This window comes from Streptomyces albus subsp. albus (genome assembly GCF_000725885.1).
Classification (GTDB): Bacteria; Actinomycetota; Actinomycetes; order Streptomycetales; family Streptomycetaceae; genus Streptomyces; species Streptomyces albus.
On record NZ_JODR01000041.1, the window covers coordinates 11551 to 36445 of the forward strand.

Consider the following 24895-nt stretch of genomic DNA (forward strand, 5'->3'; position numbering starts at 1 on the left):
CACGGAACGACGAAGGGGCCGTTCTCCCTCGTCCGAGGGAGAACGGCCCCTTCCCGCAGGAGCGCCGCGGTCAGCCCTGCGGGATGACCGGCTGCTTCTGGGGCAGCTGACTGCCGGAGCCCGCGCCACCCGCACCCTTGTCGGAGTCGGTGCCGCTGTCGCTGCCGTCCTGCCCGCTGTCCTGGTCGCCGCCCTGGCCGGGCGTCTTGCCGGTGCCGCTGCCGTCGCCGTCCTGGGAGCCGCCCGCGCCGCCCGGCTGGGTGCCCGACGGGTCCGGCGTCGGGGTGGACCGGCCACCAGAGTCGCCGGAGCCGGGCTGGTCCCGGTGCTCGCCGCCCTGGTCGCCGGGGCCGGTGGAGGGCTGGGAGTCCCCGGGGCTCGGCGTGGTGCCGTCGTCCTGCTCCGACTGGCCCGGATCGGGATCGGTGGGCTGCTGCTCCGGCGTGCTGTCACCGGAGGACCCGCTCCCCGAACGGAACACGTCGCTGATCGAGGTGCCCTTGCCGCCGGAGACGGTGTGCCCGGAGATCGCCTCGTACGCCGTGATGCCGCCGATCGCGATCACGAACACCACCGCGGCGGGCAGCAGGGTGCGCCGCCAGCCGCGCCAGCGGGTGCCGTGTGTCGTCGCCTCGGTGAACTCCCCGTCGCCGGGAACCGCCTCGGAGCCCGCCGGACCGGCCGGGCGCTTGACGGTGCCCAGCACCCGGGTCGCGTCGTCGCCGGGCGCCCCGGTGGCCGCCCGCTGGGGACGGAGCATCCTGGTGGCGTCGTCGGTGTCCTTCCCGTCGGTGCGCAGGGCACGGGTGACGTCGTCCACACGCAGGGCCCTGGTGGCGTCGTCGGCGCCGGCTGCCGTGCCCTCGGGGGTGGCGGCCGGGAAGAGCCGGGTGGCCTGGGAGTCGTGGACGCCGCGCGTACCGGGGGCGCCGTCCAGCGCCTCCGCGTTGTGGGCGGCCTGGGCGGTGTGGTGACCGTCGTCGCTCTTCCAGCCGGCGGCCGGGTCCCCCACCGGGAGACGGCGGGCCTTCGGCGGCAGGGTCACTTCCTTGATTTGCTCACCGGTCTTGCTGAAGAAGTGCTGGAAGATCGGGCCGCCACTGGTGGCGACGAGGCTGACCACGCCGGCCCCGAGGAAAGTGCCGTAGACGCCCAGCTGGCCGGCCGCGAAGGCGGCGACCACCGCGGCCACGGCACTGCCCAGTACCTGCGCGAGGCTCAGGTCGAGCTTTTTGCGGCTCTTGCCACTTTTCTCCTCTTCCCTCTCGGTGTCTCGCTCACTATCTCGAAACTCCGCTATGTGACTCTTGTCTGTCTTGTCCATCTAACGCCCTCGATCGCACACTCCAGCCACTGTGCACGAATAGGGGACTTTCCAGCGAAGCCGAAGGTTCCATTTAGGGTGGTTCTGTGACGCTTCCCACCCCCGTATCCAGGCCAAATGGACTCTTGGGGCGTCAACTCCCTTACCTCGGAGCAACTTCGGTGGCGCGGCGGTCCACCCGGGTGGCCCTAATGGAGTAGTGTGACGAGCCCTGGTCTCGGTTCTGACCCGGCGCCGACTGCTCACGGTGACCACCTCGGCCACCGTGCGTTGTGAGGAGGTAACCGTGCCGTAGCGGCGGTACCGGGTGGTTCCGTACGATTCGAACAACGATCTGAACTACCTCGGACCCCGAGGAAGTCGGCAAGGTTGTGGCAGGCTGCACCCGGGCAGGCCACACTCGTCTAGCGGGAGCAGCGACGCACGTGACGTCGGCAGGCACCACCCGGGAGGTCCCCATGCCCGAACTGCGTGTCGTGGCCGTCAGCAACGACGGCACACGACTGGTGCTCAAAGCTGCCGACAGCACGGAATACACGCTTCCGATCGACGAGCGGCTGCGCGCCGCCGTCCGGAACGACCGGGCGCGGCTGGGCCAGATCGAGATCGAGGTGGAGAGCCACCTGCGGCCTCGCGACATCCAGGCCCGGATACGAGCCGGTGCCTCCGCCGAGGAGGTCGCGTCCCTCGCGGGCATCCCCGTCGACCGGGTGCGCCGCTTCGAGGGCCCCGTGCTCGCCGAGCGCGCCTTCATGGCCGAGCGCGCCCGCAAGACGCCCGTGCGCCGCCCCGGCGAGAACACCGGGCCCCAGCTCGGCGAGGCCGTCAGCGAACGGCTGCTGCTGCGCGGCGCCGACAAGGAGTCCGTCCACTGGGACTCCTGGCGGCGTGACGACGGCACCTGGGAGGTGCTGCTCGCCTACCGCGTCGCCGGCCAGCCGCACTCGGCGACCTGGACCTACGACCCGCCGCGCCGCCTGGTGCAGGCCGCGGACGACGAGGCCAGGGCGCTGATCGGCGAGACCGACGACACGCCCGAGCCCAGCTTCCCGTTCGTGCCCCGCATCGCCCGGCTGCCGCGCGACCGCACCGAGCGCGCGGAGCGGTTCGGCCGGCACGACCTGGAGCCCGCGCCGCTGGCGCCCGCCCCCGGTGACGAGGACGACCAGCTCCCCGGCGCCGACGACGCCGGCGGCCCCGACTCGCTCACCAGCCTGCTGGAGGCGGTGCCCAGCTTCCGGGGCGACCTCGTCGTGCCGGACAGGTCGGCGGAGGAGGAGCAGGCCGCCGAGGCGGATGAAGGCGTCGTCGCCGAGTGCGAGGAGGAGCCGGAGGCCGTCGAGCCGCCCGCGACCGCCGCCGGCGCGGGGTCGGCGTACGCGGATGTGCTGATGCCGCGGTCCGTCGGATCGCACCGCGAACGTCTCAAGGGCAACACCGACCGGCAGGCCGAGGCGGACGGTGTCCGTCCGGGGCGGCGGGCCGCCGTGCCCAGCTGGGACGAGATCGTCTTCGGCACCCGCCGCAAGAAGGAGTAGGCCGGCCGTTCCGGCCCCGCCGGCCTCCCGTGAGGGGGCCCGACCGGCGTGCCGGCCCCCTCACGGCTCGTGGTGCCGCCTCTCAGCCCCGTTCGGGCCCGGTGGCGACAGGACGGCGCGGGTCCGCCGTCCACTCGCTCCAGGAGCCGATGTACAGCGCCGCGTCGATCCCGGCGAGGTGGAGCGCGAGGACTTCCTGGGCGGCCGACACGCCCGAGCCGCAGTAGACGCCGACCTCCGCACCGGGGTCGGCGCCCAGCGCTTCGAACCGCTCCGCGAGGGCTTGGGGGGAACGGAAGGTCCCGGCGTCGGTGAGGTTGTCCGTGGTGGGAGCCGAGACGGCGCCCGGGATGTGCCCGGCGACCGGGTCGAGCGGTTCCACCTCGCCGCGGTAGCGCTCCGCCGCGCGGGCGTCCAGGAGCACCCCGTGACGGGCCAGCGCCGCCGCCTCGTCCGCGTCCAGCGTCGGCATGCCGCCGGGCTCGGGCACGAAGTCGCCCGGCGCGGGCTCGGGCGTCTCGGTGCTGACGGACTCCCCCGCCGCCTCCCAGGCGGCCAGCCCGCCGTCGAGGACGCACACGTCCGGGTGACCGGCCCAGCGCAGCAGCCACCAGCAGCGGGCCGCGGCCCAGCCGCCGCCCATGCCGCCCGCGTCGTAGACGACCACGGGCCGCCGCGCGGTGACGCCCGCCCGGCGCATCGCGGCGCCGAAGACATCGAGCGGGGGCAGCGGGTGGCGGCCGGTGCCCTTGGCGGGCGGTGCGGCCAGCTCGCGCTCCAGGTCGATGTAGACGGCGCCGGGCAGGTGGCCCTTCTGGTACAGCGGCAGCCCGGGCGGCTCGCCGGGCTTGTAGCGCACGTCGAGCAGCACGGGCGCGTCCCCGGAGGCGAGAGCGCTCGCGAGTCGGGGTACGGAGATGATGGCTGTCATGGCGCCATCTTCCCGCAGACGGCGCCATCGTGGCCCCGCGAGCCCGGCAACGGCACACGGATCGGGGATTCTCGCCCCGAACGCGGAGAAAAGCGGCGCGGCCGGGGAGCGCGGCGCGACAGGTGGTGACAGCATCTGCACTGACGAGTAGTCACGGAGCCACGGCAAGGACGCCGGGGCACTTCCACCCGCACGACCGCATCGATGATGGTCAAGGAGCGAAGCAGATGACCGAGGCAGCGACTCGGCTACGGCGCACGCCCGGCGCGCGCGCATGGGCGAGCCTGATGGTGCACGAGCTGGAGGTCGGCATGGAGTTCTACCGGGGGCTGTTCGGCTGGGAGTTCCAGTCCGGCCCCCGGCAGCTGGGGCCCTACGTACGGGCGGTCGTGGGTGGGCACGAGGTGGCGGGGCTGGGGAAGAAGGCGCCGGGCCGCGGACTGCCCGTCGCGTGGCTGCCCTATCTGGCCAGCGACGACGCGGACGACACGGCCGCGGGCGTCCGTTCGTACGGCGGCACCGTGGCGGTCGGCCCGCTGGACGCGGAGAGCGCCGGCCGGATGGCGATCGTCGCCGACCCGCACGGTGCGCCGTTCGGGCTGTGGCAGGACGCGCATCTGCCGGGCCTGGGGAACGCCCCGCGGGGCACGTTGGGGGCGCCCGTCTGGTTCGAGCTGGTCACCCGGGAGACGCACTCGGTGGTCAAGTTCTACCAGGCGGTGTTCGGTTACAAGGCGGAGGCCGTCGAGGCGCCGGGGACGGACTATCTGACCCTCTACGCGGACGGGCGCCCGGTGGCCGGCATCCACGGAGTGGGCGAGTCCCTGCCCCGGGACCGGGGGCCGCACTGGCGCACCTACTTCGCCGTCGAGGACCCGGACGTGGTGGCGGGGCGCGCCACCGAACTGGGCGGGCAGGTGGTGCGGGGCCCCGACGACTCACCGTACGGGCGGCTGGCGACGCTGGCGGACCCGGAGGGCGCGCACTTCAGTGTGATCCGGCCCGCGGCGCCGGCGCGCTGACTTTGCCGCCGGGCGGCACCGGCGGTGCGGCGGACGGCTCGTCCACGGGCAGGACGTCGGGCGACAGCGCCCCGGCGCGTGCCGAGGCGGCCGTCAGCCGCCTGCGGTGGTGGCGTCGGCACAGCACTTCGTAGCCGACCTCGCCGCTGGGCTCGCCGACATCGCCGACGACCACCTGTGCGCCCTCGACCACCATCCGGCCGCCGACCGTGCGCGCGTTGTGGGTGGCGCGCGCTCCGCACCAGCACAACGCCTCGACCTGGAGGGTCTCCAGCCGGTCGGCCAGTTCCATCAGCCGCTGGGAGCCGGGGAAGAGCCGGGTGCGGAAGTCGGTGGCGATGCCGAACGCGTACACGTCGATGCCGAGTTCGTCCACGACGCGGGCCAGCTGTTCGACCTGCTCGGGCGAGAGGAACTGCGCCTCGTCGACGATCACGTAGTCGGTGCGCCCGCCCGCGGTCAGATGTCTGACCAGGTGCTGCTGGAAGTTGAGGTCCTCGGCCACCTCCACGGCCTCGGCGACCAGTCCCAGCCGGGAGGAGAGCTTGCCCACGCCCGCGCGGTCGTCCCGGGTGAAGATCATGCCCTGGAGGCCGCGCGCCGACCGGTTGTGCTCGATCTGGAGGGCGAGCGTGCTCTTCCCGCAGTCCATCGTTCCGGAGAAGAACACCAGCTCTGGCATGACGAAGGAGACCTTTCTCGGGTGCGGGCGGGTCCTCGGGGAGGCGGGCGGCGGGCGGGCCGTCAGGTGCGGACTTCGAGCAGCGGGACGAGCTGTTCGGCCGCGGTGACCGAGCCGTGCATGCCGATCAGCTCGGACTCCTTGGGCTCGCGGCGGGTGGCGACGACGGCGATGTCGTCACGCATCGCGGCGAGCACGTCGCCGATGCGGCCCCGGACCCGGGGCTCGACCCCGGGTCCGAACCAGCCCAGCTCGACGGCCTCTTCGCGGGTGACGACCCAGGCCCGCTCGGCGAGCACCTCGCGCCACACCGTGTGCACGTCACCGGCCGCGCCGGGCACGGCGTAGACGTGCCGCATCCGGCCCTCGCCGCCCAACTGGGCGACGCCGGCGCGCAGCTCCCAGTCCTCGTCGAAGTCGAGGCGGGCCTCGGTGTCTTCGGGGATGTCCACCATGCCGTGGTCGGCGGTGATGTAGAGGGCCGAGCGGGGCGGGAGCTGTTCGGCGAGGCGCTGTGCGAGCCGGTCCACGTAGGCCAGCTGGCCGCGCCAGGCGTCGGAGTCCATGCCGTAGCGGTGTCCGTTGCCGTCCAGCTCCGCGTAGTAGGTGTAGACCAGGGCGCGGTCGGATCCGGCCAGCCGCTCCGCCGCCAGGTCCATGCGGTCCTCGGCCGACAGCCGGCCCAGGAAGGTGCCGCCGGACAGCGCGATCTTGGTGAGCGGGGTGTGCTCGAAGTGCGGTGCGGTCACCTGGCAGGTGCTCACCCCGGCGGCTGCGGCCTGCTGGAAGACGGTGGGGTACGGCTGCCACACGTACGGGTCGGTCCACGGCTGCCAGCGCAGCTGGTTCATCAGCTGCCCGGTGGCCGGGTCCAGCGCCGTGTAGCCCGGCAGGCCGTGTTCGCCGGGCACGCGGCCGGTGCCGACGGAGGCCAGCGAGGTGGCCGTGGTGGAGGGGAAACCGGAGGTAATCGGCTCACCGCTGCCGTTGGCGGAGCCGGGCAGCAGCGAGGTGAGGAACGGTGCCTCGTCAGGGTGCGCCCTGAGCGCCTCCCAGCCCATGCCGTCCACCAGGAAGACGCAGGCCCGGTCGGCCGGGGTCAGCGGCAGACCGGCAGTCATACCGGGGACGCCGAGCCCGGCGGCGATGGAGGGCAGCAGGTCGGCGAGGGAACCGGAGCCGTAGCGCGGTACGGGTGCCGTACGCGGGTCGAGCGGGGCGTCGTCGTCCGGCGGGAGATCGCCGAGCGGTGCCGTCCGGGGCGGGTGCGAGGGGGGGTGCGGGGTCACTGCGGAGGCCCGACCCGGCCGGCGCCGGCGGTGGCCTCGGACAGCGCCTGGGCGAAGGCCAGGGTCTGGCGCACGGTGTCGGGGCCGTCACCGGCCTCGCTGACCCGCAGCGAGAGGTCGTCGGCGGTCGCGGAACCCGTGTAGCCGTGGTCGGCCTCGCAGTTGGGGTCGCCGCAGGTGGCGGGCTCCATGTCGAGGCGGGAGACGGCGCCCCAGCCGATGGTCAGCACGACCTCTCGGGGCAGGGTGCCGGGCGTGTAGGACTCGGGGTTGGCCACCACGCGGGAGAGCACGACGGAGGAGATCCGCTCCAGCTTCACGGACTCGGTGGAGGTGGTGGCGTACGGGGAGGGCGAGGTGCCGTCCGCCGCCTGCTCGTCGGTGTGGCTGACGAGGAAGCGGGTGCGGGTGAGCACCAGGACCGTGACGTGGCGGCGGACCTCGTTGGAGTCGAACGTCGTCTCCTGGTGCACAAGGTAGGAGGCCACAGGTTCCCCGCCCACCGCAGCCTCGACGGCCTCGGCCACGAGGGCCGGGTAGTAGCCGCTGCGCTCGATCGCCTCACGCAGCCCCTGGGTCGTCGTACCGGTCTTCGCCATGACAGCCATCCTACGGGGCCGTACCGTCACCGAACCCCGGCCGGTTCCCCGCGGGAGGTGCCCCGCCACGGGGTCAGTACGCCGGGAGTCTGCGCGCCCCCAGGTCGGGGCGGTGCGCCGGAGCCGCCACCCGTACCGCGGCACCCAGCACGGTCACGCCGCGGGGCGCCACCACCACCGGATCGAGCTCCACGGCGACCACCTGGGGATGGTCGTCCATCAGCAGCGACACACGCAACAGCACCTCCTCCAGGGCCGCCGTGTCGGACGGCTCCGCACCCCGCCAGCCGAACAGCAGCGGCGCCGAGCGGATCGCCCGCACCAGCCCGGCGGCCTCCTTGTCGGTGACGGGCACCAGCCGGTGCGCGACATCGCCCAGCAGATCGGAGGGGGTGCCGGCCAGCCCGAAGGAGAGCACCGCGCCGATGGCCGGATCCAGGGTGCCCCGGATGACGGTGCCGACCCCGCGCGGGGCCATCGCCTGGACCACCGGACGCAGCTCCGCCGGGGCGCCCAGGGCGCCGGTCAGCTCCGTGTAGGCCCGGCGCAGTCCGGCCTCTCCGGCGATGTCGAGCCGCACCCCGCCCAGGTCGGCGCGGTGCCGCAGATGGGGCGCGGTGGTCTTGAGGGCGACGGGGAAGCCGAGGGTGCGGGCCGCCTCGACGGCGGCGTCCGCGTCGGGGGCCGGCAGGGCCGGCCGGACGCCGATGCCGTAGCAGCCCAGCAGCCGGCCGGTCTCCTCCTCGGTGAGGGCCCGGCCGCGTTCGGGGGCCGCGGGGGTGGCGCCGGCCAGCAGCCGCGCGGCGGCGGACTCGTCGACGTCCAGGTCGGGCACCTTGCCGGGCTCCCCGGCCTCGGTACGCCAGCGGGTGTAGCGCACCGCCTCGGCCAGCGCCCGGGAAGCCCGCTCGGGCGTCGGGTAGGCGGGCACACCGCGTGCGGCCAGCGCCTTCTCCAGCCCCTCCATGGCCAGGTGGACGACGGCCACCGGCTTGCGCCGGCCGCCCTGCGCGGTGGCGTCGGCCGCCTCCCGCAGCGCGTCGGCGAGGGCTTCCACATGCCCGTCGGGCGGGGCGTCGGGGGTGTGGGGGCCGGTGCCGGCGGGCAGCTCGGCGGGCACGGAGGGGATGACGGTGACCAGCGCCGCGTCGGTGGCCGCGTCGGCGAGTGCCTCGCGCAGCGCCCGGCCGAAGTCGCCCGGGGAGGCCGAGCCGGGCAGCGCCACCACGGGCCGGGGCCGCAGGCCGTCGTGCAGGCAGGCGTCGAAGGTCAGCAGGCTCAGCGCGTCCGTGTTGCCGAGGACGGCCACGTGCGGGCCGGCCGGCGGGGGCTGCTCGGCGAGGAGGACACCGGTGTCCAGCATTTCGGTGAAACTGTCGACCATCAAAACGCCCGCCTGGCGAAGCAGCGCGTAGACGGTGGCGTCGGGGGTGCGGGAGGCCGGTGCGGCGTGTCCGGGCGGGGGCGCGCTGCCCCGGTGCCGGGCGCCCTTGACGACGACCACCGGTTTGCGGGCGGCGGTGCGGCGTGCGAGCCGGGTGAACTTGCGCGGGTTGCCGATGGACTCCAGGTACATCAGCACGACGTCGGTGTCCGGGTCCTCGTCCCAGTGCTGGAGCAGATCGTTGCCGGAGACGTCGGCGCGGTTCCCGGCGGACACGAAGGAGGAGGGGCCGATGCCGCGCCGGTCGAGCCCGTCGAGCAGGGCGATGCCGATGGCACCGGACTGGGTGAAGACCCCGATCCGGCCGCGGGCGGGCGTCCGGATGGCGGGGGTGGCGTTGAGCCGCACGTCGGGGTGGGTGTTGATGATCCCGAGGGCGCCCGGGCCGATGAGCCGCATGCCGTAGGACCGGGCGAGCCGCACCAGGGAGCGCTGTTCGTCGCGGTCCACGCCTTCGGAGAGGACGACGAGCCCCTGCACGGCGGCCTCGCCGCAGTCGGTGACGACGGCGCGGAGCTGGTCGGCGGGGACGGCGAGGACGGCCAGGTCGACGCGTTCGGGGATCTGCCGCACCGAGCGGTAGGCGGGCACGCCGGCCAGTTCGGCCGGTTCCTGTCCGCCGGGGCCGGTGTCGAGTGCGTGGTTGACGGCCCGGATCCGGCCGGTGAAGCCGCCGGCCCGCAGGCTGCCGAGCGCCGCCCGGCCGGCGCCCGCCGGGGTGCGGCTGGCTCCGATCACGGCGACCGAGCCCGGGGCCAGCAGCCGGGCCACGGAGCGGGCCTCGGCGCGTTGTTCCCGGGCCCGCATCACGGCCAGGGAGCGTTCGGTGGGTTCCAGGTCGAGGGTGAGGTGGACGGAGCCGTCCTCGAAGCTGCGCTTCTGGGAGTAGCCGGCGTCCGTGAACACCTTGATCATCTTCGTGTTCGCGGGCAGCACCTCGGCGGCGAACCGGCGGATGCCGCGCTCCCGGGCGACGGCGCCGATGTGTTCCAGCAGCGCGGAGGCCACGCCCCTGCCCTGCTGGTCGTCGCGGACCAGGAAGGCGACCTCGGCCTCGTCGGCGGGCTGGGAGGCGGGGCGGCCCAGGTGGTCGATGCGGTCGTAGCGGACCGTGGCGATGAACTCGCCGCCGATGGTCGCGGCCAGGCCGACCCGGTCCACGTAGTCGTGGTGTGTGAAACGGCGCACATCGCGGTCGGACAGCCGGGGGTAGGGCGCGAAGAAGCGGTAGAACTTCGACTCGTCGGAGACCTGCTCGTAGAAGCTGACCAGGCGCTCGGCGTCGTCGGGCGCGATCGGCCGGACCCGGGCGGTACCGCCGTCCCGCAGGACGATGTCCGCTTCCCAGTGGGTCGGATAGGCGCGCTCCTCGGGGCTCGGCATGGGGCCAGCGTACGGCGGCGGGGGTGCGCGCGAACGGCGGCCGGGGTGCGCGCCGAGTACGCCGTCGCCGCGTCGTATCGTCGCCAGTAGAGCACCTGTCGCGCAGCGCGGAACACCGGTGCGTCCATGGCCCGCGGGGCCGGGGACCTGCGGCCGACCGTGCGAGACTGGTCTAGACAACCGCACCGACCCGAAGGGCAACACCATGGTTGAGCGCCGCGTCACCGTCGGCTGGGCCGAGGGGCTGCACGCCCGCCCCGCTTCCATCTTCGTCCGTGCCGCCTCCGCGGCCGGGGTGCCGGTCACCGTCCGCAAGGGCGACGGCAACCCCGTCAACGCGGCCTCCATGCTCGGCGTCCTGGGCCTGGGCGCCGGGGGCGGCGAGGAGATCGTCCTGGCGTCCGAGGCGGACGACGCCGAGGCGGCGCTCGACCGGCTGGCCAAGCTGGTCTCGGAGGGGCTGGAGGAGCTCCCGGAGACCGTCTGAACCGCCCCTCACGGCCCGGCGCGAGCCGACTGCCACCTGGCGGACGCACCACGCGGAGAGCCCCCGGCCGGACGGCCGGGGGCTCTCCGCGTGGTGCGGCGCTCTTTCCTCGTGCGGCAGCACGATGCCTGGTGCGACGCCACGACGGTCACAGCCGTCCGGCGCCCCGACGGGCACCGGACGGCCGGCCGCCGGCGCAGCGTCCGCTGATGGCCACCGGGCGGCCGTCGTCAGATCTTGACGCCGTGCTGCCGCAGATAGGCGATCGGGTCCATGTCCGAGCCGTACTCGGGGCCGGTACGGGCCTCGAAGTGCAGATGCGGGCCGGAGGAGTTGCCGGTCGAGCCGGACAGACCGATCTGCTGGCCCGCCTGGACGGTCTGCCCCACGGACACCCCGATGGAGTTCAGGTGGCCGTACTGGGTGTACGTGCCGTCCTTGTGCTTGATGACGATGTTGTTGCCGTAGGCCCCGCCGTTCCCGGCCTCCACGACCTCACCGGCGGCCACCGAGTGGACCGGGGTGTTCATCCCCGCGTGGAAGTCGACACCGGTGTGGCTACCGGACGACCACATGCCGCCGCCCTGCTTGTAACCGGTGGACACGTACGACCCCTCGACGGGCAGGACGTACTGGTTGAGCTTCGCGCGCTCGGCGGCACGTTCGGCCTTCCGCTTGGCCTCCCGCGCCTTCTCCGCCTTCTCGGCGGCCTCCTTGCGCTTGGCCTCGTCGGCCTTCCGCTTGGCCTCGGCCTTGGCCTTGGCGGCCTCCTCCTTGGCCTCGGTCTCCGCCCTGGTCTGCTCGGCCCACAGCGCCTGGTCGTAGGCCTGCTGGTCCAGCGTCTCGGAGATCGGGGCGGCCAGCGCCTCCCGCACCTGGGGGCTCTGCTGGACGCGGCTTTGGCTCTGCCCGCCGCTCGCGGCGAACGCCGGGGAGGCGATGGATCCCACGACGCCGACGGTGGCGAGACCGGCTATGCCCGCCGCCCCCGCCGAGGCCCTGCGGGTCTTGCTCGGACGCCTGTGCTTCCCAGTGGCACGGGTCAACGCCATACGGAGGCGCACTCCTTTCCTTCCTTCTCGCCTGCCGGGTTAGCTGACGGGTTCGGAGCAGGAAGGTCTCCTACGGACCGCCTCTCGGCGAGGCCGTCCGATTCACCCCATGGGACAAGGTGGGTCCCCGGTCCCCTCGGGCTCTCGCCCTCGGGATTCGGCGATCGCCGTCCGTCGGCCGCGGGTGCGGTCACTTCTGACGGACAGCGGGATTGACGCTAAAGGGCGTCAACTCCGAGCGGCAAACGAATCCCTGTGTTTGTCATCTTCGCCACACTCCAACTCGCCACAACCGCAGCACAAACGGACATACAACAGGGCCCGGAAGGGGACATTCCCCCTCCCGGGCCCCGCGTGACACCGCCTGCGGACGGTGCGGAAGAGCGTCAGGAACCGCTGACGACCTTCACCTCGCCGATCCCCAACTCCCTTACGGGATCGGCGATCTGGGAGGCATCGCCGACCAGCACCGTCACCAGCCGGTCGGCGGGCAGCGCGCTGACCGCCGCCGCCGTCGCCTCCACCGTGCCGGTCTCGGCGAGCTGGGCGTACAGCCGCGCCTGGTAGTCGTCCGGCAGATACTGCTCCACCTGGTCGGCCAGCGTCCCGGCGACCGCCGCCGCCGTCTCGTAGCGCAGCGGGGCCACACCCACCAGGTTCCGCACCGCCACGTCCCGCTCCTCGTCCGTCAGCCCCTCGGCCGCCAGCACCCGCAGCACCTGCCACAGATCGGCCAGTGCGGGACCGGTGACGTCCGTGGCGACCGAACCGCTGATCGCCAGCAGCGCCGCCCCACTGCCGTCCTGGGCCGAACGCAGCACCTGCCCGAAGGCCCGCACCCCGTAGGTGTAGCCCTTCTCCTCGCGCAGCACCCGGTCCAGCCGCGAGGTGAGGGTGCCGCCCAGGCAGTAGACGCCCAGCAGCTGGGCCGGCCAGACCCGGTCGTGCCGGTCCGGACCCACGCGGCCGATCAGCAGCTGGGTCTGCACCGCGCCCGGACGGTCCACGATGACGACCCGTCCGGTGTCGTCGGCCGTGACGGGCGGCATGGGACGGTCCTCGGCCGGCGCACCCGTCCAGACACCCAGCGTCTCGGCGAGCGCCGCGTCCAGATCGACGCCCTCCAGATCGCCGACCACCACCACGGTCGACGCCGCCGGCCGCACATGGGCCTCGTAGAAGGCGCGGACGGCCGCCGCGTCGATGCGCCGCACCGTCTCCTCCGTGCCCTGCCGGGGCCGCGACATCCGCGACGTGGCCGGGAACAGCTCCTTGGACAGCTCCTTGGCGGCACGCCGCGCCGGATTGGCCAGCTCGTGCGGGATCTCGTCCAGCCGGTTGGCGACGAGCCGTTCGATCTCCCCGTCGGGGAACGCGGGAGCGCGCAGCGCGTCGGCCAGCAGCCCCAGCGCCTTCCGCAGCCGGGAGACCGGCACCTCCAGGGAGACCCGCACCCCGGGATGGTCGGCGCCCGCGTCCAGCGTGGCACCGCAGCGCTCCAGCTCCGCGGCGAACTCCTCCGCCGTGTGCTTGTCCGTGCCCTCGCTCAACCCGCGGGCCATGATGGTGGCCACACCGTCCAGCCCCTCGGGCTCGGCGTCCAGCGGGGCCCGCACGTCCACCTCGACGGCGACGATCTCCTGGCCCGGACGGTGGCAGCGCAGCACCGTCAGCCCGTTGGGCAGCGTGCCGCGCTCAGGGGTGGGGAACGCCCACGGCTTGGGGGTGCCGCTGGGCGGCTGGGGGTGGAACTCCATACTCTTTCCCGCCGTCTCGGCGATCCCCGCGGGGCTCGCACCCACCGGTGTCCGCTGGGACTCGCTCACTGCCCGGCCTCCTCGTCGTCGTTCGCCAGCGGTTCGTACACGAGCACCGCACGGTTGTCGGGGCGCAGCCGCTGGGCCGCGACCTCGCGCACCTCCTCGCGGGTGACCTCCAGCACACGCTGCACCGCGGTCAGCGCGAGCTGCGGGTCACCGAAGAGCACCGCGTAGCGGCACAGTTGGTCGGCACGCCCGCCGACCGTGGCCAGCTGATCCAGCCATTCGCGCTCCAGCTGGGCCTGGGCGCGCTCCATCTCCTCCTCGGTGGGCCCCTCCTCGGCGAAGCGGCGCAGCTCCTCGTCGACCGCCGCCTCGATGTCGGCCACCTCGGCGCCGCTGGACGCCTTGACGTCCAGCCAGCCCATCGACGGGGCGCCCGCCAGCCGCAGCATGCCGAAGCCGGCGGCGACCGCGCTGCGGTCGTGCCGCACCAGCCGTGCGTACAGCCGCGAGGACTCGCCGCCGCCCAGCACCGTCAGCGCCAGATCGGCGGCGTCCGCCTCCCGGGTGCCGTCGTGCGGCAGCCGGTAGGCCGCCATCAGCGCGCGGGAGGGCACCTCCTCCCGGACGGTCTCCCGCTTCTCCTCGCCCATCAGACCGGGCAGCGAGCCGTCCCGCGGCGGCTGCTTGCCCTCGTGGCCGGGGATGGAGCCGAAGTACTTCTCGATCCAGGCGAGGGTCTGCTCCGGGTCGATGTCGCCGACCACGGAGAGCACCGCGTTGTTGGGCGCGTAGTACGTGCGGAAGAAGTCCTGGGCGTCCTGGAGGGAGGCCGCGTCCAGGTCCGCCATGGAACCGATCGGCGTGTGGTGGTAGGGGTGGTCCTCCGGGAAGACCATGGCGGTCATTCGCTCGAACGCGGTGCCGTAGGGCACGTTGTCGTACCGCTGGCGGCGCTCGTTCTTGACCACGTCCCGCTGGTTCTCCAAGGAGTCCTCGTCCAGGGCGGCCAGCAGCGAGCCCATGCGGTCCGCCTCCAGCCACAGGGCGAGTTCCAGCTCGTGCGCCGGCATCGTCTCGAAGTAGTTGGTGCGCTCGAAACTCGTGGTGCCGTTGAGGGAGCCGCCCGCGCCCTGCACCAGCTCGAAGTGCCCGTTGCCCTTGACCTGGGCCGAGCCCTGGAACATCAGGTGCTCGAAGAGGTGGGCCAGGCCGGTGCGGCCCTTCACCTCGTGCCGGGAACCGACGTCGTACCAGAGGCAGACAGCGGCGACGGGGGTCAGATGATCCTCGGAGAGCACCACTCGCAGGCCGTTGGCCAGCCGGTGCTCCGTCGCTGTCAGCCCACCGGTGGCCGGCGGGGGCGTGGCCGTGTGACCCATGGGCGTGGAGTCCCTTCCGCTCGCGGAGGTTTCCCGGCGGGCGCCGGGAACTGCCGACCGCCAGCGCGTCTCACGCGACCGGCGGCCCTGTCACTGTATGCAACCACGCCGACAACGTGCGAAGTTCCCGTACGGTACCGAGCGACCCCCTTGTCAGTGGGGCGGTCCACAATGGTCGCGCGCAGCCGTGCACGGCGCCCGGACCCGAGCCCGCGCCCGGACCCGGCCCCCGCCGGGGCCCGGGCACGCGCCCGGCCCCGGGCGCCGCAGCGCACCCGTCACGAGCAAGCGCACGACCCCGCAGTACAAGAGCGACAGCACGAAGCAGCGAAGGAGCCGCAGCCGCGATGGCCCGCCGCAGTAAGAGCCGTACACCGGCACCGGAGCCCGGAGAGGACTTCGAGGAGCGCATCCTCGACGTCGACGTCGTCGACGAGATGCAGGCCTCCTACCTGGAGTACGCGTATTCGGTCATCTACTCGCGCGCGCTCCCCGACGCCCGCGACGGGATGAAGCCCGTCCAGCGCCGCATCCTCTACCAGATGCACGAGATGGGGCTGCGCCCCGACCGGTCGTACGTGAAGTGCGCCCGCGTGGTCGGCGAGGTGATGGGCAAGCTCCACCCGCACGGGGACAGCGCCATCTACGACGCGCTGGTCCGCATGGCGCAGGACTTCTCCATGCGGCTGCCGCTGGTGGACGGGCACGGCAACTTCGGCTCGCTGGGCAACGACGACCCGCCGGCGGCAATGCGCTACACCGAGTGCCGGTCGGCGCCCGCGGCCGGTCTCATGGTCGAGTCGATCGACGAGGACACGGTCGACTTCGGCGCCAACTACGACGGCAGCGAGCAGGAACCGGTCACCCTCCCGGCCGCCTACCCCAACCTGCTGGTCAACGGCGCCTCCGGTATCGCGGTCGGCATGGCGACCAACATGGCGCCGCACAACCTGTCCGAGGTCATCGCGGCGGCCCGCCACCTGATCAAGCACCCGGGCGCCGACCTGGAGACCCTCATGGGGTACATCCCCGGCCCCGATCTGCCCACCGGCGGCAAGATCGTCGGGCGGGAGGGCATCCGGGACGCCTACCGCACCGGGCGCGGCTCCTTCAAGATCCGCGCGACGGTCTCCATCGAGCAGGTCACGACCCGCCGCAAGGGTCTGGTCGTCACCGAGCTGCCCTTCGCCGTCGGCCCCGAGAAGGTCATCTCCAAGATCAAGGACCTGGTCAACGCGAAGAAGCTCCAGGGCATCGCGGACGTCAAGGACCTGACCGACCGGCAGCACGGGCTGCGGCTGGTCATCGAGGTGAAGAACGGCTTCAACCCGGAAGCCGTCCTCGCGCAGCTATACAAGCTGACGCCGATGGAGGAGTCCTTCGGCATCAACAACGTGGCGCTGGTGGACGGCCAGCCGCTCACCCTCGGCCTCAAGGAGCTGCTGGAGGTCTACATCGACCACCGCTTCGACGTGGTGCGGCGGCGCAGCGAGTTCCGGCGCGGCAAACGGCGCGACCGGCTGCACCTGGTCGAGGGCCTGCTGGTGGCGCTCGTCGACATCGACGAGGTCATCAGAATCATCCGGTCGAGTGAGAACGCGGCCGAGGCGAAGGCGTCCCTGATGTCCCGCTTCTCGCTGAGCGAGATCCAGACCCAGTACATCCTCGACACCCCGCTGCGGCGGCTGACGAAGTTCGACCGCATCGAGCTGGAGGACGAGCGGGACAACCTCCAGGCCGACATCGAGAAGCTCACCCGGATCCTGGAGTCCGACGCGGAGCTGCGCAAGCTCGTCTCCTCCGAGCTGTCGGCCGTCGCCAAGAAGTACGGCACCCCGCGCCGCACCGAGATCCTCGACTCCGGAGAGGCACCGGTGGCCTCCGTGCCGCTGGAGGTCGCCGACGACCCGTGCCGGGTGCTGCTCTCCTCCACCGGGCTGCTCGCCCGCACCGCCGACGAGGGCACGGATTTCAGCGAGCCCTCCAAGCGCACCAAGCACGACGTCATCGTCTCGGCCGTGCCCGCCACCACGCGGGGCGAGGTCGGTGCCGTCACCTCGGCGGGCCGGCTGCTGCGCATCCCCGTCGTGGACCTGCCGCAGCTGCCCGAATCGGCCACCCGCCCCAACCTGGCCGGCGGCGCACAGCTCTCCGAGTTCCTCACCCTCGAGGGCGACGAGACCCTCGTCTGCCTCACCACGCTGGACGAGTCCTCGCCCGGGCTGGCCATCGGCACCGAACAAGGCGTCGTCAAGCGCGTGGTGCCGGACTATCCGGCCAACCGCAGCGAGCTGGAGGTCATCACCCTCAAGGACGGCGACCGCATCGTCGGCGGCGCCGAACTGCGCACCGGCGAAGAGGACCTCGTCTTCATCACGGACGAGGCCCAGTTGCTGCGCTACCCGGCCGGCCAGGTCCGTCCGCAGGGCCGGCCCGCGGGCGGTATGACCGGCATCAAACTGGGCCAGGACGCCAAGGTGATCTTCTTCGGTGCCGTCGATCCGGCGTCCGACGCGGCGGTCTTCACGGCCGCCGGCGCCGAGGGCACCCTGGACGATTCGCTGAGCACGGCAAAGCTCACGCCGTTCGATCAGTATCCGCGCAAGGGACGCGCCACCGGTGGTGTGCGCTGCCAGCGCTTCCTCAAGGGCGAGGACCGGCTGCGGCTCGCCTGGGCCGGCCCGACGCCCGCGATGGCGGCGTCCAAGACCGGCTCCCCCGTCGACCTCCCCGAGGTCGATCCCCGCAGGGACGGCTCGGGCCTGCCGCTGAAGAAGCAGGTCGCCGCGGTGGCCGGACCGGTGTGACACCGGCCCCGCCGTTGGCCCCCGGCGCCCGGCTGATGCCGCGTGCCGGGGGCCCATCCCGGTGCGCCGACGCCGGTGAGGCACTGCCGGTGAGACGTGCGCACCCCGGGCCCCGCCCGGGGTGCGCACGTTTCGTTTCCGGCCGCGCCTGCCGGTTACGGGCGACGTGTACGCGGTGACCGGCGGGCGGCCGGGGGCCGGCCGCTTGCTCGGCGGCCGGGGTGCGCTCTGTGGACGGCGCCTATTCGGCGGGCGACACGGTGGGCCAGCGCTTATTCGGATACCGGGACGTGCTCGGCCGCCGGTGAGGGCGCTTGGCCGTGCGACACAGTTGTCGTCAGGTTGCCTTCGCCGCTAGCGGCCACCGTCGGGGGCTCTTCGCCGTCAGCGGCCACCGTTGGCGGCCCTTCGCCGTAGGGGATGCCGTCCCAGTCGTCGTACTCCGAGACTTCGCCGGGACATCGGCCATCGCCGTTCCAGCCGTCGCCGTCGGCGCTCGTGTCAGGGGTGCCGGCCGTCCCCTCGTCGTCCGTCTCCTCCTCGTCGGAGCGGTGGTCCACGTAACGGAGGACGCCCCACAGGGCGCGCTCGTCCGGGGCGTCGTCCGGGTCCGCGGCGCAGGCGGTCAGACCGGTGCGCAGCGCTTCCCCGTCGATCCCGGCGCCGATCATCACCAGTTCCGTGCGCCGCTGCTCCGAGGGGGCGCGCCGCTGTGGGGCGAAGCGGAGGAACCCGCCGACGGCGTGCATCTCGTAGACGTTGTCGGGGTCCGCGGCGCCGAAGTCGACATAGCCCTTCATCCGGTAGAGCCCCTCGGGCCTGCCGTCCAGGAAGTCCAGGAAGCGGCGGGGGTCCATGGGCCGGTCGGCGGCGAACTCGACGGCCTCGTAGGCCGCGTGCAGGTGCTGCTGGTGCCCGGAGCCGTCCTCCGCGCCGGAGCCGTCGCACTCCTCGTCGTCCCCGTACAGCAGCACGTCGAACGAGAGCTGTTCGACGGGCGGGCGGGGGCGGTGGACGCGGTCGAAGAGCAGTTCCGGATCGATCCGGCCGAACGAGGCGGGTACCACGGGCCGCCCCGGAGCGAGCCGTTCCAGTTCGGTGTGCAGCGCGTCCCGGCGTTCCGCGGTGACACGGTCGGCCTTGTTGAGCACCAGCAGATCGGCGGCGCCGACGTGCCGCTCCAGTTCGGGGTGGCGCTCGCGCACGGCGTCGAACTCGGCGGCGTCCACGACCTCCACCAGTCCGCCGTAGACGATGTGCGGGCTGTTGCTCGCGAGCACCATCCGGATCAGCGTCTCGGGTTCGGCGACGCCGCTCGCCTCGATCACGATGACGTCCATACCGGCGGCGGGCCGGGCGAGCACGTCGAGGACCTCGTCCATGTCGCTGGTGTCCACGGCACAGCACAGACAGCCGTTGCCGAGGGAGACCATCGAGTCCACCTGGCCGGACACCGCCATGGCGTCGATCTCGATGCTGCCGAAGTCGTTGACGACCGCACCGATGCGGGTGCCCCTGGCGCGGCGCAGCAGGTGGTTGAGGAGGGTCGTCTTGCCCGAGCCGAGGAAACCGGCCAGGACGACGACCGGGATCCGGCCGTCCACCGCGCCCCGCCGCTCGCCGCCCGTCGTGCTGCCCACGCTGTACGTCCCTCCTGCCCCGGGCCGGCGGTCCGGCGTCCGCCGCTGCCCGTCTCACCCGTTCCGGCCTGCTGAACGGGTGCCGATGCTACCGAACGGCACGCCCGCCGCCCCGGCCTCGGACGGCCGCCCCGCCCACGTCAGGTTAGGCTCACCTGCGTGAGCACGTGTGCGACGGCCTCCGAGGCGCAGGACGAGCCCCTCGCGGGCACGGCGGCGAGTGCCCGTACCTGGCTGCTGATCGAACAGCCGGGCCCCTGGGGAGCGAAGGCGCTGACCCAGAGCCGTCTCGATCCCGGCCTCGGACGAGCCCTGGAAGCCGCGGCGGGCGCGCACGGCGGACGGGTCGCCCTGATCCGCCGCCCCGGCCGGCACGCGGACTGCTCCCCCACCGCGCGGCACCGCGTCTTCCTGGCCCGCACCGTCCCCGGCGACTCCTGGGTGCGCACGGCCGTCCTGTCCGGCAGCGACTCGCTGGAGGCGTTGCGGGACATCGACTTCGCGGCGGTGGACGCCCCCGAGGCCTCCGGTAAGGACACCGCCGCCGCCCTCCGGGGCGCGCCCTGGGAGCCGTACGCGGGTGACCCGCTGGCGCTGGTGTGCACCAACGGCAAGCGGGACCGCTGCTGTGCCCTGCGCGGCCGGCCGCTGGCCGCGGAACTGGCCGCCTCGGGCGGGGCGAACGTGTGGGAGATCACCCATATCGGTGGTCACCGCTTCGCCCCGACCCTGCTGGTGCTGCCCCACGGCTACGCGTACGGGCGGCTGGGTGCCGCCGTCGTGAAGGGCGTACTGGACGCGGTGCGCGACGGCCGTGTGACGCTCGACGGCTGCCGCGGCAGGTCGGCGTGGGACCGGCCGGGGCAGGCCGCCGAGCTGGCGGTCCGGGAGCGCACGGGTGAAGCGCGGGCGGACGCCCTGTCGGTGACGGCGGTGGAGACGGCAGCCCCGGCGGATACGACAGCCCTGACGCATACGGCAGCCCTGGCCGCCGACGGGGCGGACGGCGCACGGTGGCGGGTGACCGTCGCCCACACCGACGGGCGGCGCTGGCGGGTCCGCCTCGCCGAAACGGCGGACGGCCCGCCCCTGCCGGCCAGCTGTGGGGCGGCCCCCGTCCGCTCCGTCCGCTTCGACGTCGAGGAGTGCGTCCAGGAGGCGGCGGTAGCCGGAGCCGCACGCGGCTGAGACCGCTGCTCCACCTGGAGGGCGGCCGGGCCTGGTGCTCGGCCCTGGGCACGGCGCGGCAGAAGCCGAGCGCCGGGTGGCAGCGAGCCGGGCGCCGGGAGCGCTGCCGCGGTCCGTGCGCACGGGCACCGGGCTGGATACCGTCACGGCTGCCGCTTTCCCCGTCCGGGAGTGGCACCCCCGCCCCCTCCCGTCGCGAGGTCGCCCGTGTCCCGCTCCGGTACGCCGTCCGCCCGCCGCTCCCCCGACGCCCCGCCGCCGACCGGCCGGCGGCGTGCGACCGGTCTGCTCGGCCGGCCCCGGCGCGTCTCGTCGCAGGTGCTGCTGATGCAACTGGCCGTCCTCACCGGTGTGACAGCGGTGGCGACCGGGCTCTTCCTCGCACCGTTCAGCGCCCAGCTCGACGACCAGGCGTCCCGCCGCGCGCTGGCCATCGCCCAGACCACGGCCGCCGAACCGGGCCTGGACGAACTGCTGACCGAACGCCCCGGCCCCTCCCGCGACGGCCCCGTCCAGCGGCTGGCCGAACGGGTGCGCCGCGCCACCGGTGCCAGCTATGTGGTGGTGATGGACACGCGCGGCATCCGCTGGTCGCACGCGGAACCGGACCGGATCGGCCGGCGGGTCTCCACCGACCCGGGCCCCGCGCTGGCGGGCCACGAGGTGCACCACATCGACGAGGGCACCCTGGGACGGTCCGCACGTGGCAAGGTGCCGCTCCGCGACGACGAAGGACGCGTCGTGGGGGCCGTCTCCGTCGGGATCGCCTACGACAGCGTGCGCGACCGTTTCCTGCGTGCCGTACCCGGACTGATCGCCTACGCGGGCGGGGCGCTCGGCGCGGGCGCCCTGGCCGCGCTCCTCCTGGCCCGGCGGCTCCAGAAACGCACCCACGACCTGGCCTTCTCCGACATCACCGCGCTGCTGGCCGAACGGGAGGCGATGCTGCACGGCATCAAGGAGGGCGTCGTCGCGCTGGACGCGGCGGGCAGGATACGGCTCGTCAACGACGAGGCCCAGCGGCTGCTCGACCTGTCGCCCCGGCACCTCGGGCTGTCGCCGCACGAAGCGCTGGGCCCCGGGCGCACGGCCAGGCTGCTGGCCGGCGACGTGTCCGGTTCCGACCTGCTGACCGTCAGCGGCGGCCGGGTGCTGGTGGCCAACCGGATGCCGACCGCGGACGGCGGCGCCGTCGCCACCCTGCGGGACCGCACGGAACTGGAGCTGCTGGGCCGCGAACTGGACGGATCGCAGGGCCTCATCGACGCCCTCCGTGCCCAGGACCACGAGCACGCCAACCGGATGCACATCCTGCTCGGCCTGCTCCAACTGGGCATGGTGGAGGACGCCGTCACCTATCTGAGCGAAGCGGTCGGGGTGCACCGGGCCACGGCGGAGGAGATCACCGGCCATGTGCACGACCCGATGCTCGCCGCGCTGCTGGTCGGCAAGGCGACCGTGGCGGCCGAACGCGGCGTCGCCCTGCGGCTCGCTCCCGGCACCCTGCTGCCCGACCGGCTGGTGGACCCGCCGGAACTGGCGACAGTGCTGGGCAACCTCGTCGACAACGCGCTGGACGCGACGGCGGGCACCACCGGGGGCCAGGTGGAGATCTCCCTCGGTCAGGCGCCCGATCACGGGCCGACCGCTGTCCTACTGCGCGTCGCCGACAACGGTCCCGGCGTACCGGCCCGGCACCGGGAGGCCGTCTTCACCGAAGGGTGGTCCACCAAGGAGCCTCCGGCGCACGGCAGGAGAGGGCTGGGTCTGGCTCTGGTGCGGCGCCTCGCGGAACGGCACGGCGGCAGCGCGGAGATCGGCCGGAGCCCGTACGGCGGCGCGGAGATCACCGTCGTCCTGCCCCAGGCGCTGCACTCCCAGGACAGTGGGCGAGAGCCCGGTGACCGAGCAGGAGCCGCACCGGGGGACGTTCCGAAGGGCGGGCGGGGCGCGGAGGCGGGCGCCACCGGTCTCATACCGCGCCCGCGCCGGTGAGGGAGCGGACCTCGGTCTCCGCGTGCCGGCCGGGGTCGGCACGTTCGCGGGACAGCACGGTGCCCAGCCAGCCCGCGAGGAACCCCAGCGGGATCGACACCAGCCCGGGGTTCTCCAGCGGGAAGTACGCGAAGTCCAGGCCCGGCAGGAAGGAGCGGGGCGTGCCCGAGACGACGGGCGAGAGCACGACGAGCGCGACCGCCGGCAGCAGTCCGCCGTACACCGCGCACACGGCTCCGCGCGTGGTGAAGCGCCGCCAGAAGAGGGCGTACAGCAGTACGGGGAGGTTCGCCGACGCGGCGACGGCGAACGCGAGTCCCACCAGGAACGCCACGTTCTGGTCCCGCGCCGGCAGGCTCAGCCCGATGGCCACCGCCCCGATCGCCACGGCCGCACCACGCGCGACGGTCACCTCACTCCCGCGCCGGCCCTTCCCGGGCTTCGCCGCGCCCGCCGCCTCCGCCGTACGTCCGGGTGAGGGGGACGTCTTCCGCCGGGGTCCGGTCAGTGCGGCGAACACGTCGTGCGCCACGGCTGCCGAAGCCGCCAGGGTGAGGCCGGACACGACGGCCAGGATGGTGGCGAAGGCGACGGCCGCGACAAGTGCGGCCAGCCCGGCACCGCCCACGGAACCCGCCCCGCCGCCGAGTTCGACCGACAGCAGCGGCACGGCGGTGTTCCCCGACGGGCTCGCGCCCCGCACCGTGCCGGTGCCCACGAGGGCCGCCGCCCCGGCGCCGAGAACGATGGTCATCAAATAGAAGGCACCGACGAGACCGACCGCCCACACGACTGAGCGGCGTGCCGCCCGCGCGGTCGGCACGGTGAAGAACCGCGCCAGGATGTGCGGCAGTCCGGCCGTGCCCAGCACCAGGGCCAGCCCCAGGCTGACGAAGTCCAGCCGCGAGGCCCAGCCCTCGCCCCCGTACCGCAGGCCGGGCGCCAGGAACTGCGTGCCGTGCCCGCTGTTGCGCGCGGCAGCGGTCAGCAGCGCGCCGAGGTCGCCGCCGAAACGCAGCAGCACCAGCACGGTGAGGGTCAGGGCACCCCCCAGCAGCAGCACGGTCTTGACGATCTGGATCCAGGTGGTGGCCCGCATACCGCCCCAGGTGACGTAGCAGACCATGAGGGCGCCCACGCCCAGCACCGTCCACGTGTGTGCCGCTCCCCCGGCCTCCCCCAGCAGCAGGGTGACCAGGCTGCCGGCACCGACCATCTGCGCCACCAGGTACAGCACGGAGACGGTCACCGAGGCGAGGCCCAGCGCCAGCCGGACGGGCCGCTCCCGCACGCGGGCGGCGACGACGTCCGCGAGGGTGAAGCGGCCACAGTTGCGCACCAGTTCGGCGACCAGCAGCAGCACGACCAGCCAGGCCACCAGGAAGCCGACGGAGTAGAGCATGCCGTCGTAGCCGTAGAGCGCGATGAGTCCGCAGACGCCGAGGAAGGACGCGGCGGACAGGTAGTCGCCGGTGAGGGCGAAACCGTTCTCCACCGGGCTGAACAGCCTGCCGCCCGCGTAGAACTCCTCGGCAGAACGGCGTCGTCTGCCGCCCGCCCAGCTGGTGATGGCCAACGTAAGGGCGACGACGGCGCAGAACAGCAGCAGGGTCAACGTCTGGTGGTGCCCGCTCACCGCGCGTCTCTCCCGACCGTGATCGCCGCGGCGCCCGTACCGCGGGTCATCTCCTGGGTGGCCCAGCGCAGTTCCAGCGCGATCCCGTCCCGGCGCAGCCGTGCGTGCCGCGCATAGAGCCAGGTGAGCAGAAAGGTGGTGGCGAACTGCGCCAGCCCGGCGACCATCGCCACGTTGAGCACCCCTGCCACCGGCCGCGCCATCAGTCCTGGCGCGCTGACCGCGCACACCACGTAGGCGAGGTACCACAGCAGGAACGCCGCTCCGGCCGGCAGCACGAAACGCCGGTACCGGCTGCGCACCTGCTGAAACGCGGCACTGCGCTGCACCGACAGGTAGGCGTCGTGCGGGCTGGGCGGCACCGGAGGGTGCTGCGGCGGGACCGCCGACGGCTGCGACGCCGGGGACGGATGCGGCGCCTGTGGTGGAACGGCAGGGGAGGACGCTGCCGGGGCGGCGTCGTACCAGTGGTCGTCGAGACGCATGCCCCAGGATGTGCGCACCCCGTGGGCGCGCTCAGCCCGATCCGCCCCCTTCACCCCTTCAGGTGAAACTGCCGGGCCTGGCCTCTCACCCGGCCCGGCAGTGCGTCACGCCCGGTCCTCCCGCGGGGCGTTGACCGCGTGCCCGTAGCAGGTCATACGTCGATGCGGGAGCGGTCGAGGGTGGCGGCGGAGGAGCTGATGAATTCGCGGCGGGGTGCCACCTCGCTGCCCATGAGGAGGTCGAATGC

General features: G+C 73.5%; 18 protein-coding genes and 1 riboswitch. Of the genes, 6 read left to right on the forward strand and 12 right to left on the reverse strand.

Annotated features, from left to right (window positions below):
- Nucleotides 1-70 precede the first annotated feature (70 nt).
- Nucleotides 71-1324, reverse strand: a complete 1254-nt coding sequence (locus IO40_RS0131295; RefSeq protein ID WP_031176587.1) for a hypothetical protein — start codon at nucleotides 1322-1324, stop codon at nucleotides 71-73.
- Between the two features lie 425 nt (nucleotides 1325-1749).
- Here IO40_RS0131295 and sepH point away from each other — a divergent pair, with 425 nt between their 5' ends.
- Nucleotides 1750-2862 carry a septation protein SepH gene (sepH, locus tag IO40_RS0131300; RefSeq protein ID WP_064674543.1) on the forward strand — a complete coding sequence of 371 codons (1113 nt, stop codon included), beginning with the start codon at nucleotides 1750-1752 and terminating at the stop codon, nucleotides 2860-2862.
- Between the two features lie 82 nt (nucleotides 2863-2944).
- Here sepH and IO40_RS0131305 read toward each other — a convergent pair whose 3' ends face one another.
- On the reverse strand, nucleotides 2945-3793 hold the full coding sequence (locus tag IO40_RS0131305) for a sulfurtransferase (RefSeq protein ID WP_016470281.1): 849 nt from the start codon (nucleotides 3791-3793) through the stop codon (nucleotides 2945-2947).
- Nucleotides 3794-4020: 227 nt separating this feature from the next.
- Here IO40_RS0131305 and IO40_RS0131310 point away from each other — a divergent pair, with 227 nt between their 5' ends.
- On the forward strand, nucleotides 4021-4815 hold the full coding sequence (locus IO40_RS0131310; RefSeq protein WP_030408808.1) for a VOC family protein: 795 nt from the start codon (nucleotides 4021-4023) through the stop codon (nucleotides 4813-4815).
- Here the strand turns inward: IO40_RS0131310 and IO40_RS0131315 are convergent.
- The 4 genes from IO40_RS0131315 to IO40_RS0131330 all read right to left on the reverse strand — a co-directional run bounded on the left by IO40_RS0131315 (nucleotide 4781) and on the right by IO40_RS0131330 (nucleotide 10212).
- Nucleotides 4781-5497, reverse strand: a complete 717-nt coding sequence (locus IO40_RS0131315; RefSeq protein WP_016470279.1) for a thymidine kinase — start codon at nucleotides 5495-5497, stop codon at nucleotides 4781-4783. The two genes, IO40_RS0131310 and IO40_RS0131315, sit on opposite strands and share 35 nt — an antisense overlap.
- A gap of 62 nt (nucleotides 5498-5559) precedes the next feature.
- Nucleotides 5560-6786: an alkaline phosphatase family protein gene (locus IO40_RS0131320; protein WP_016470278.1), complete on the reverse strand. Its 1227-nt coding sequence runs from the start codon at nucleotides 6784-6786 to the stop codon at nucleotides 5560-5562.
- Nucleotides 6783-7385 carry a DUF5998 family protein gene (locus IO40_RS0131325; RefSeq protein ID WP_016470277.1) on the reverse strand — a complete coding sequence of 201 codons (603 nt, stop codon included), beginning with the start codon at nucleotides 7383-7385 and terminating at the stop codon, nucleotides 6783-6785. Before IO40_RS0131325 ends, IO40_RS0131320 begins: the two co-directional genes overlap by 4 nt.
- A gap of 73 nt (nucleotides 7386-7458) precedes the next feature.
- Nucleotides 7459-10212: a bifunctional acetate--CoA ligase family protein/GNAT family N-acetyltransferase gene (locus IO40_RS0131330; RefSeq protein WP_016470276.1), complete on the reverse strand. Its 2754-nt coding sequence runs from the start codon at nucleotides 10210-10212 to the stop codon at nucleotides 7459-7461.
- A gap of 205 nt (nucleotides 10213-10417) precedes the next feature.
- Between IO40_RS0131330 and IO40_RS0131335 the strand changes: the two genes are divergently transcribed.
- Nucleotides 10418-10699, forward strand: a complete 282-nt coding sequence (locus IO40_RS0131335; protein ID WP_016470275.1) for an HPr family phosphocarrier protein — start codon at nucleotides 10418-10420, stop codon at nucleotides 10697-10699.
- A gap of 230 nt (nucleotides 10700-10929) precedes the next feature.
- On the opposite strand, the gene IO40_RS0131340 is transcribed toward IO40_RS0131335, so the two are convergent.
- The 3 genes from IO40_RS0131340 to IO40_RS0131350 form a co-directional block, all read right to left on the reverse strand.
- Nucleotides 10930-11751: a M23 family metallopeptidase gene (locus IO40_RS0131340; RefSeq protein WP_016470274.1), complete on the reverse strand. Its 822-nt coding sequence runs from the start codon at nucleotides 11749-11751 to the stop codon at nucleotides 10930-10932.
- Between the two features lie 14 nt (nucleotides 11752-11765).
- A riboswitch (cyclic di-AMP (ydaO/yuaA leader) is annotated at nucleotides 11766-11924 on the reverse strand.
- Nucleotides 11925-12137: 213 nt separating this feature from the next.
- Complete coding sequence (locus IO40_RS0131345) at nucleotides 12138-13508, reverse strand: M16 family metallopeptidase (RefSeq protein ID WP_030408810.1); 1371 nt, start codon at nucleotides 13506-13508, stop codon at nucleotides 12138-12140.
- A 65-nt stretch (nucleotides 13509-13573) separates the two neighbouring features.
- Nucleotides 13574-14896, reverse strand: coding sequence for a M16 family metallopeptidase (locus IO40_RS0131350; RefSeq protein ID WP_016470272.1), 1323 nt, complete (start codon nucleotides 14894-14896; stop codon nucleotides 13574-13576).
- A gap of 347 nt (nucleotides 14897-15243) precedes the next feature.
- Between IO40_RS0131350 and IO40_RS0131355 the strand changes: the two genes are divergently transcribed.
- Entirely contained in the window at nucleotides 15244-17703 is a 2460-nt protein-coding gene (locus tag IO40_RS0131355; RefSeq protein ID WP_016470271.1) for a DNA gyrase/topoisomerase IV subunit A, read from the forward strand.
- Nucleotides 17704-17975: 272 nt separating this feature from the next.
- On the opposite strand, the gene IO40_RS34375 is transcribed toward IO40_RS0131355, so the two are convergent.
- Complete coding sequence (locus IO40_RS34375; protein WP_016470270.1) at nucleotides 17976-19343, reverse strand: CobW family GTP-binding protein; 1368 nt, start codon at nucleotides 19341-19343, stop codon at nucleotides 17976-17978.
- Between the two features lie 159 nt (nucleotides 19344-19502).
- Here IO40_RS34375 and IO40_RS0131365 point away from each other — a divergent pair, with 159 nt between their 5' ends.
- Together IO40_RS0131365 and IO40_RS0131370 are read left to right on the forward strand one after the other, a co-directional pair.
- Nucleotides 19503-20531, forward strand: coding sequence for a sucrase ferredoxin (locus IO40_RS0131365; RefSeq protein ID WP_016470269.1), 1029 nt, complete (start codon nucleotides 19503-19505; stop codon nucleotides 20529-20531).
- A 207-nt stretch (nucleotides 20532-20738) separates the two neighbouring features.
- Nucleotides 20739-22526 (forward strand): ATP-binding protein, encoded by a 1788-nt coding sequence (locus IO40_RS0131370; protein ID WP_016470268.1) that lies wholly within the window; start codon nucleotides 20739-20741, stop codon nucleotides 22524-22526.
- Here IO40_RS0131370 and IO40_RS0131375 read toward each other — a convergent pair.
- Both IO40_RS0131375 and IO40_RS0131380 read right to left on the reverse strand, forming a co-directional pair.
- Nucleotides 22504-24162: a solute symporter family protein gene (locus tag IO40_RS0131375; RefSeq protein ID WP_016470267.1), complete on the reverse strand. Its 1659-nt coding sequence runs from the start codon at nucleotides 24160-24162 to the stop codon at nucleotides 22504-22506. The genes IO40_RS0131370 and IO40_RS0131375 overlap by 23 nt on opposite strands.
- A complete protein-coding gene (locus tag IO40_RS0131380; RefSeq protein WP_016470266.1) occupies nucleotides 24159-24647 on the reverse strand; it encodes a DUF485 domain-containing protein in 489 nt (162 codons plus the stop codon). The genes IO40_RS0131375 and IO40_RS0131380 overlap by 4 nt, the downstream gene beginning before the upstream one ends.
- Between the last annotated feature and the right edge of the window lie 248 nt (nucleotides 24648-24895).

What these genes read in the sequence shown, in the direction of transcription:
- IO40_RS0131295 (WP_031176587.1), bottom strand. Translation starts at nt 1,324, where the DNA reads ATGGACAAGACAGACAAGAGTCACATAGCGGAGTTTCGAGATAGTGAG.
- IO40_RS0131305 (WP_016470281.1), bottom strand. Translation starts at nt 3,793, where the DNA reads ATGACAGCCATCATCTCCGTACCCCGACTCGCGAGCGCTCTCGCCTCC.
- IO40_RS0131310 (WP_030408808.1), top strand. Translation starts at nt 4,021, where the DNA reads ATGACCGAGGCAGCGACTCGGCTACGGCGCACGCCCGGCGCGCGCGCA.
- IO40_RS0131315 (WP_016470279.1), bottom strand. Translation starts at nt 5,497, where the DNA reads ATGCCAGAGCTGGTGTTCTTCTCCGGAACGATGGACTGCGGGAAGAGC.
- IO40_RS0131325 (WP_016470277.1), bottom strand. Translation starts at nt 7,385, where the DNA reads ATGGCGAAGACCGGTACGACGACCCAGGGGCTGCGTGAGGCGATCGAG.
- IO40_RS0131330 (WP_016470276.1), bottom strand. Translation starts at nt 10,212, where the DNA reads ATGCCGAGCCCCGAGGAGCGCGCCTATCCGACCCACTGGGAAGCGGAC.
- IO40_RS0131335 (WP_016470275.1), top strand. Translation starts at nt 10,418, where the DNA reads ATGGTTGAGCGCCGCGTCACCGTCGGCTGGGCCGAGGGGCTGCACGCC.
- IO40_RS0131340 (WP_016470274.1), bottom strand. Translation starts at nt 11,751, where the DNA reads ATGGCGTTGACCCGTGCCACTGGGAAGCACAGGCGTCCGAGCAAGACC.
- IO40_RS0131345 (WP_030408810.1), bottom strand. Translation starts at nt 13,508, where the DNA reads ATGGAGTTCCACCCCCAGCCGCCCAGCGGCACCCCCAAGCCGTGGGCG.
- IO40_RS0131350 (WP_016470272.1), bottom strand. Translation starts at nt 14,896, where the DNA reads ATGGGTCACACGGCCACGCCCCCGCCGGCCACCGGTGGGCTGACAGCG.
- IO40_RS0131355 (WP_016470271.1), top strand. Translation starts at nt 15,244, where the DNA reads ATGGCCCGCCGCAGTAAGAGCCGTACACCGGCACCGGAGCCCGGAGAG.
- IO40_RS0131380 (WP_016470266.1), bottom strand. Translation starts at nt 24,647, where the DNA reads ATGCGTCTCGACGACCACTGGTACGACGCCGCCCCGGCAGCGTCCTCC.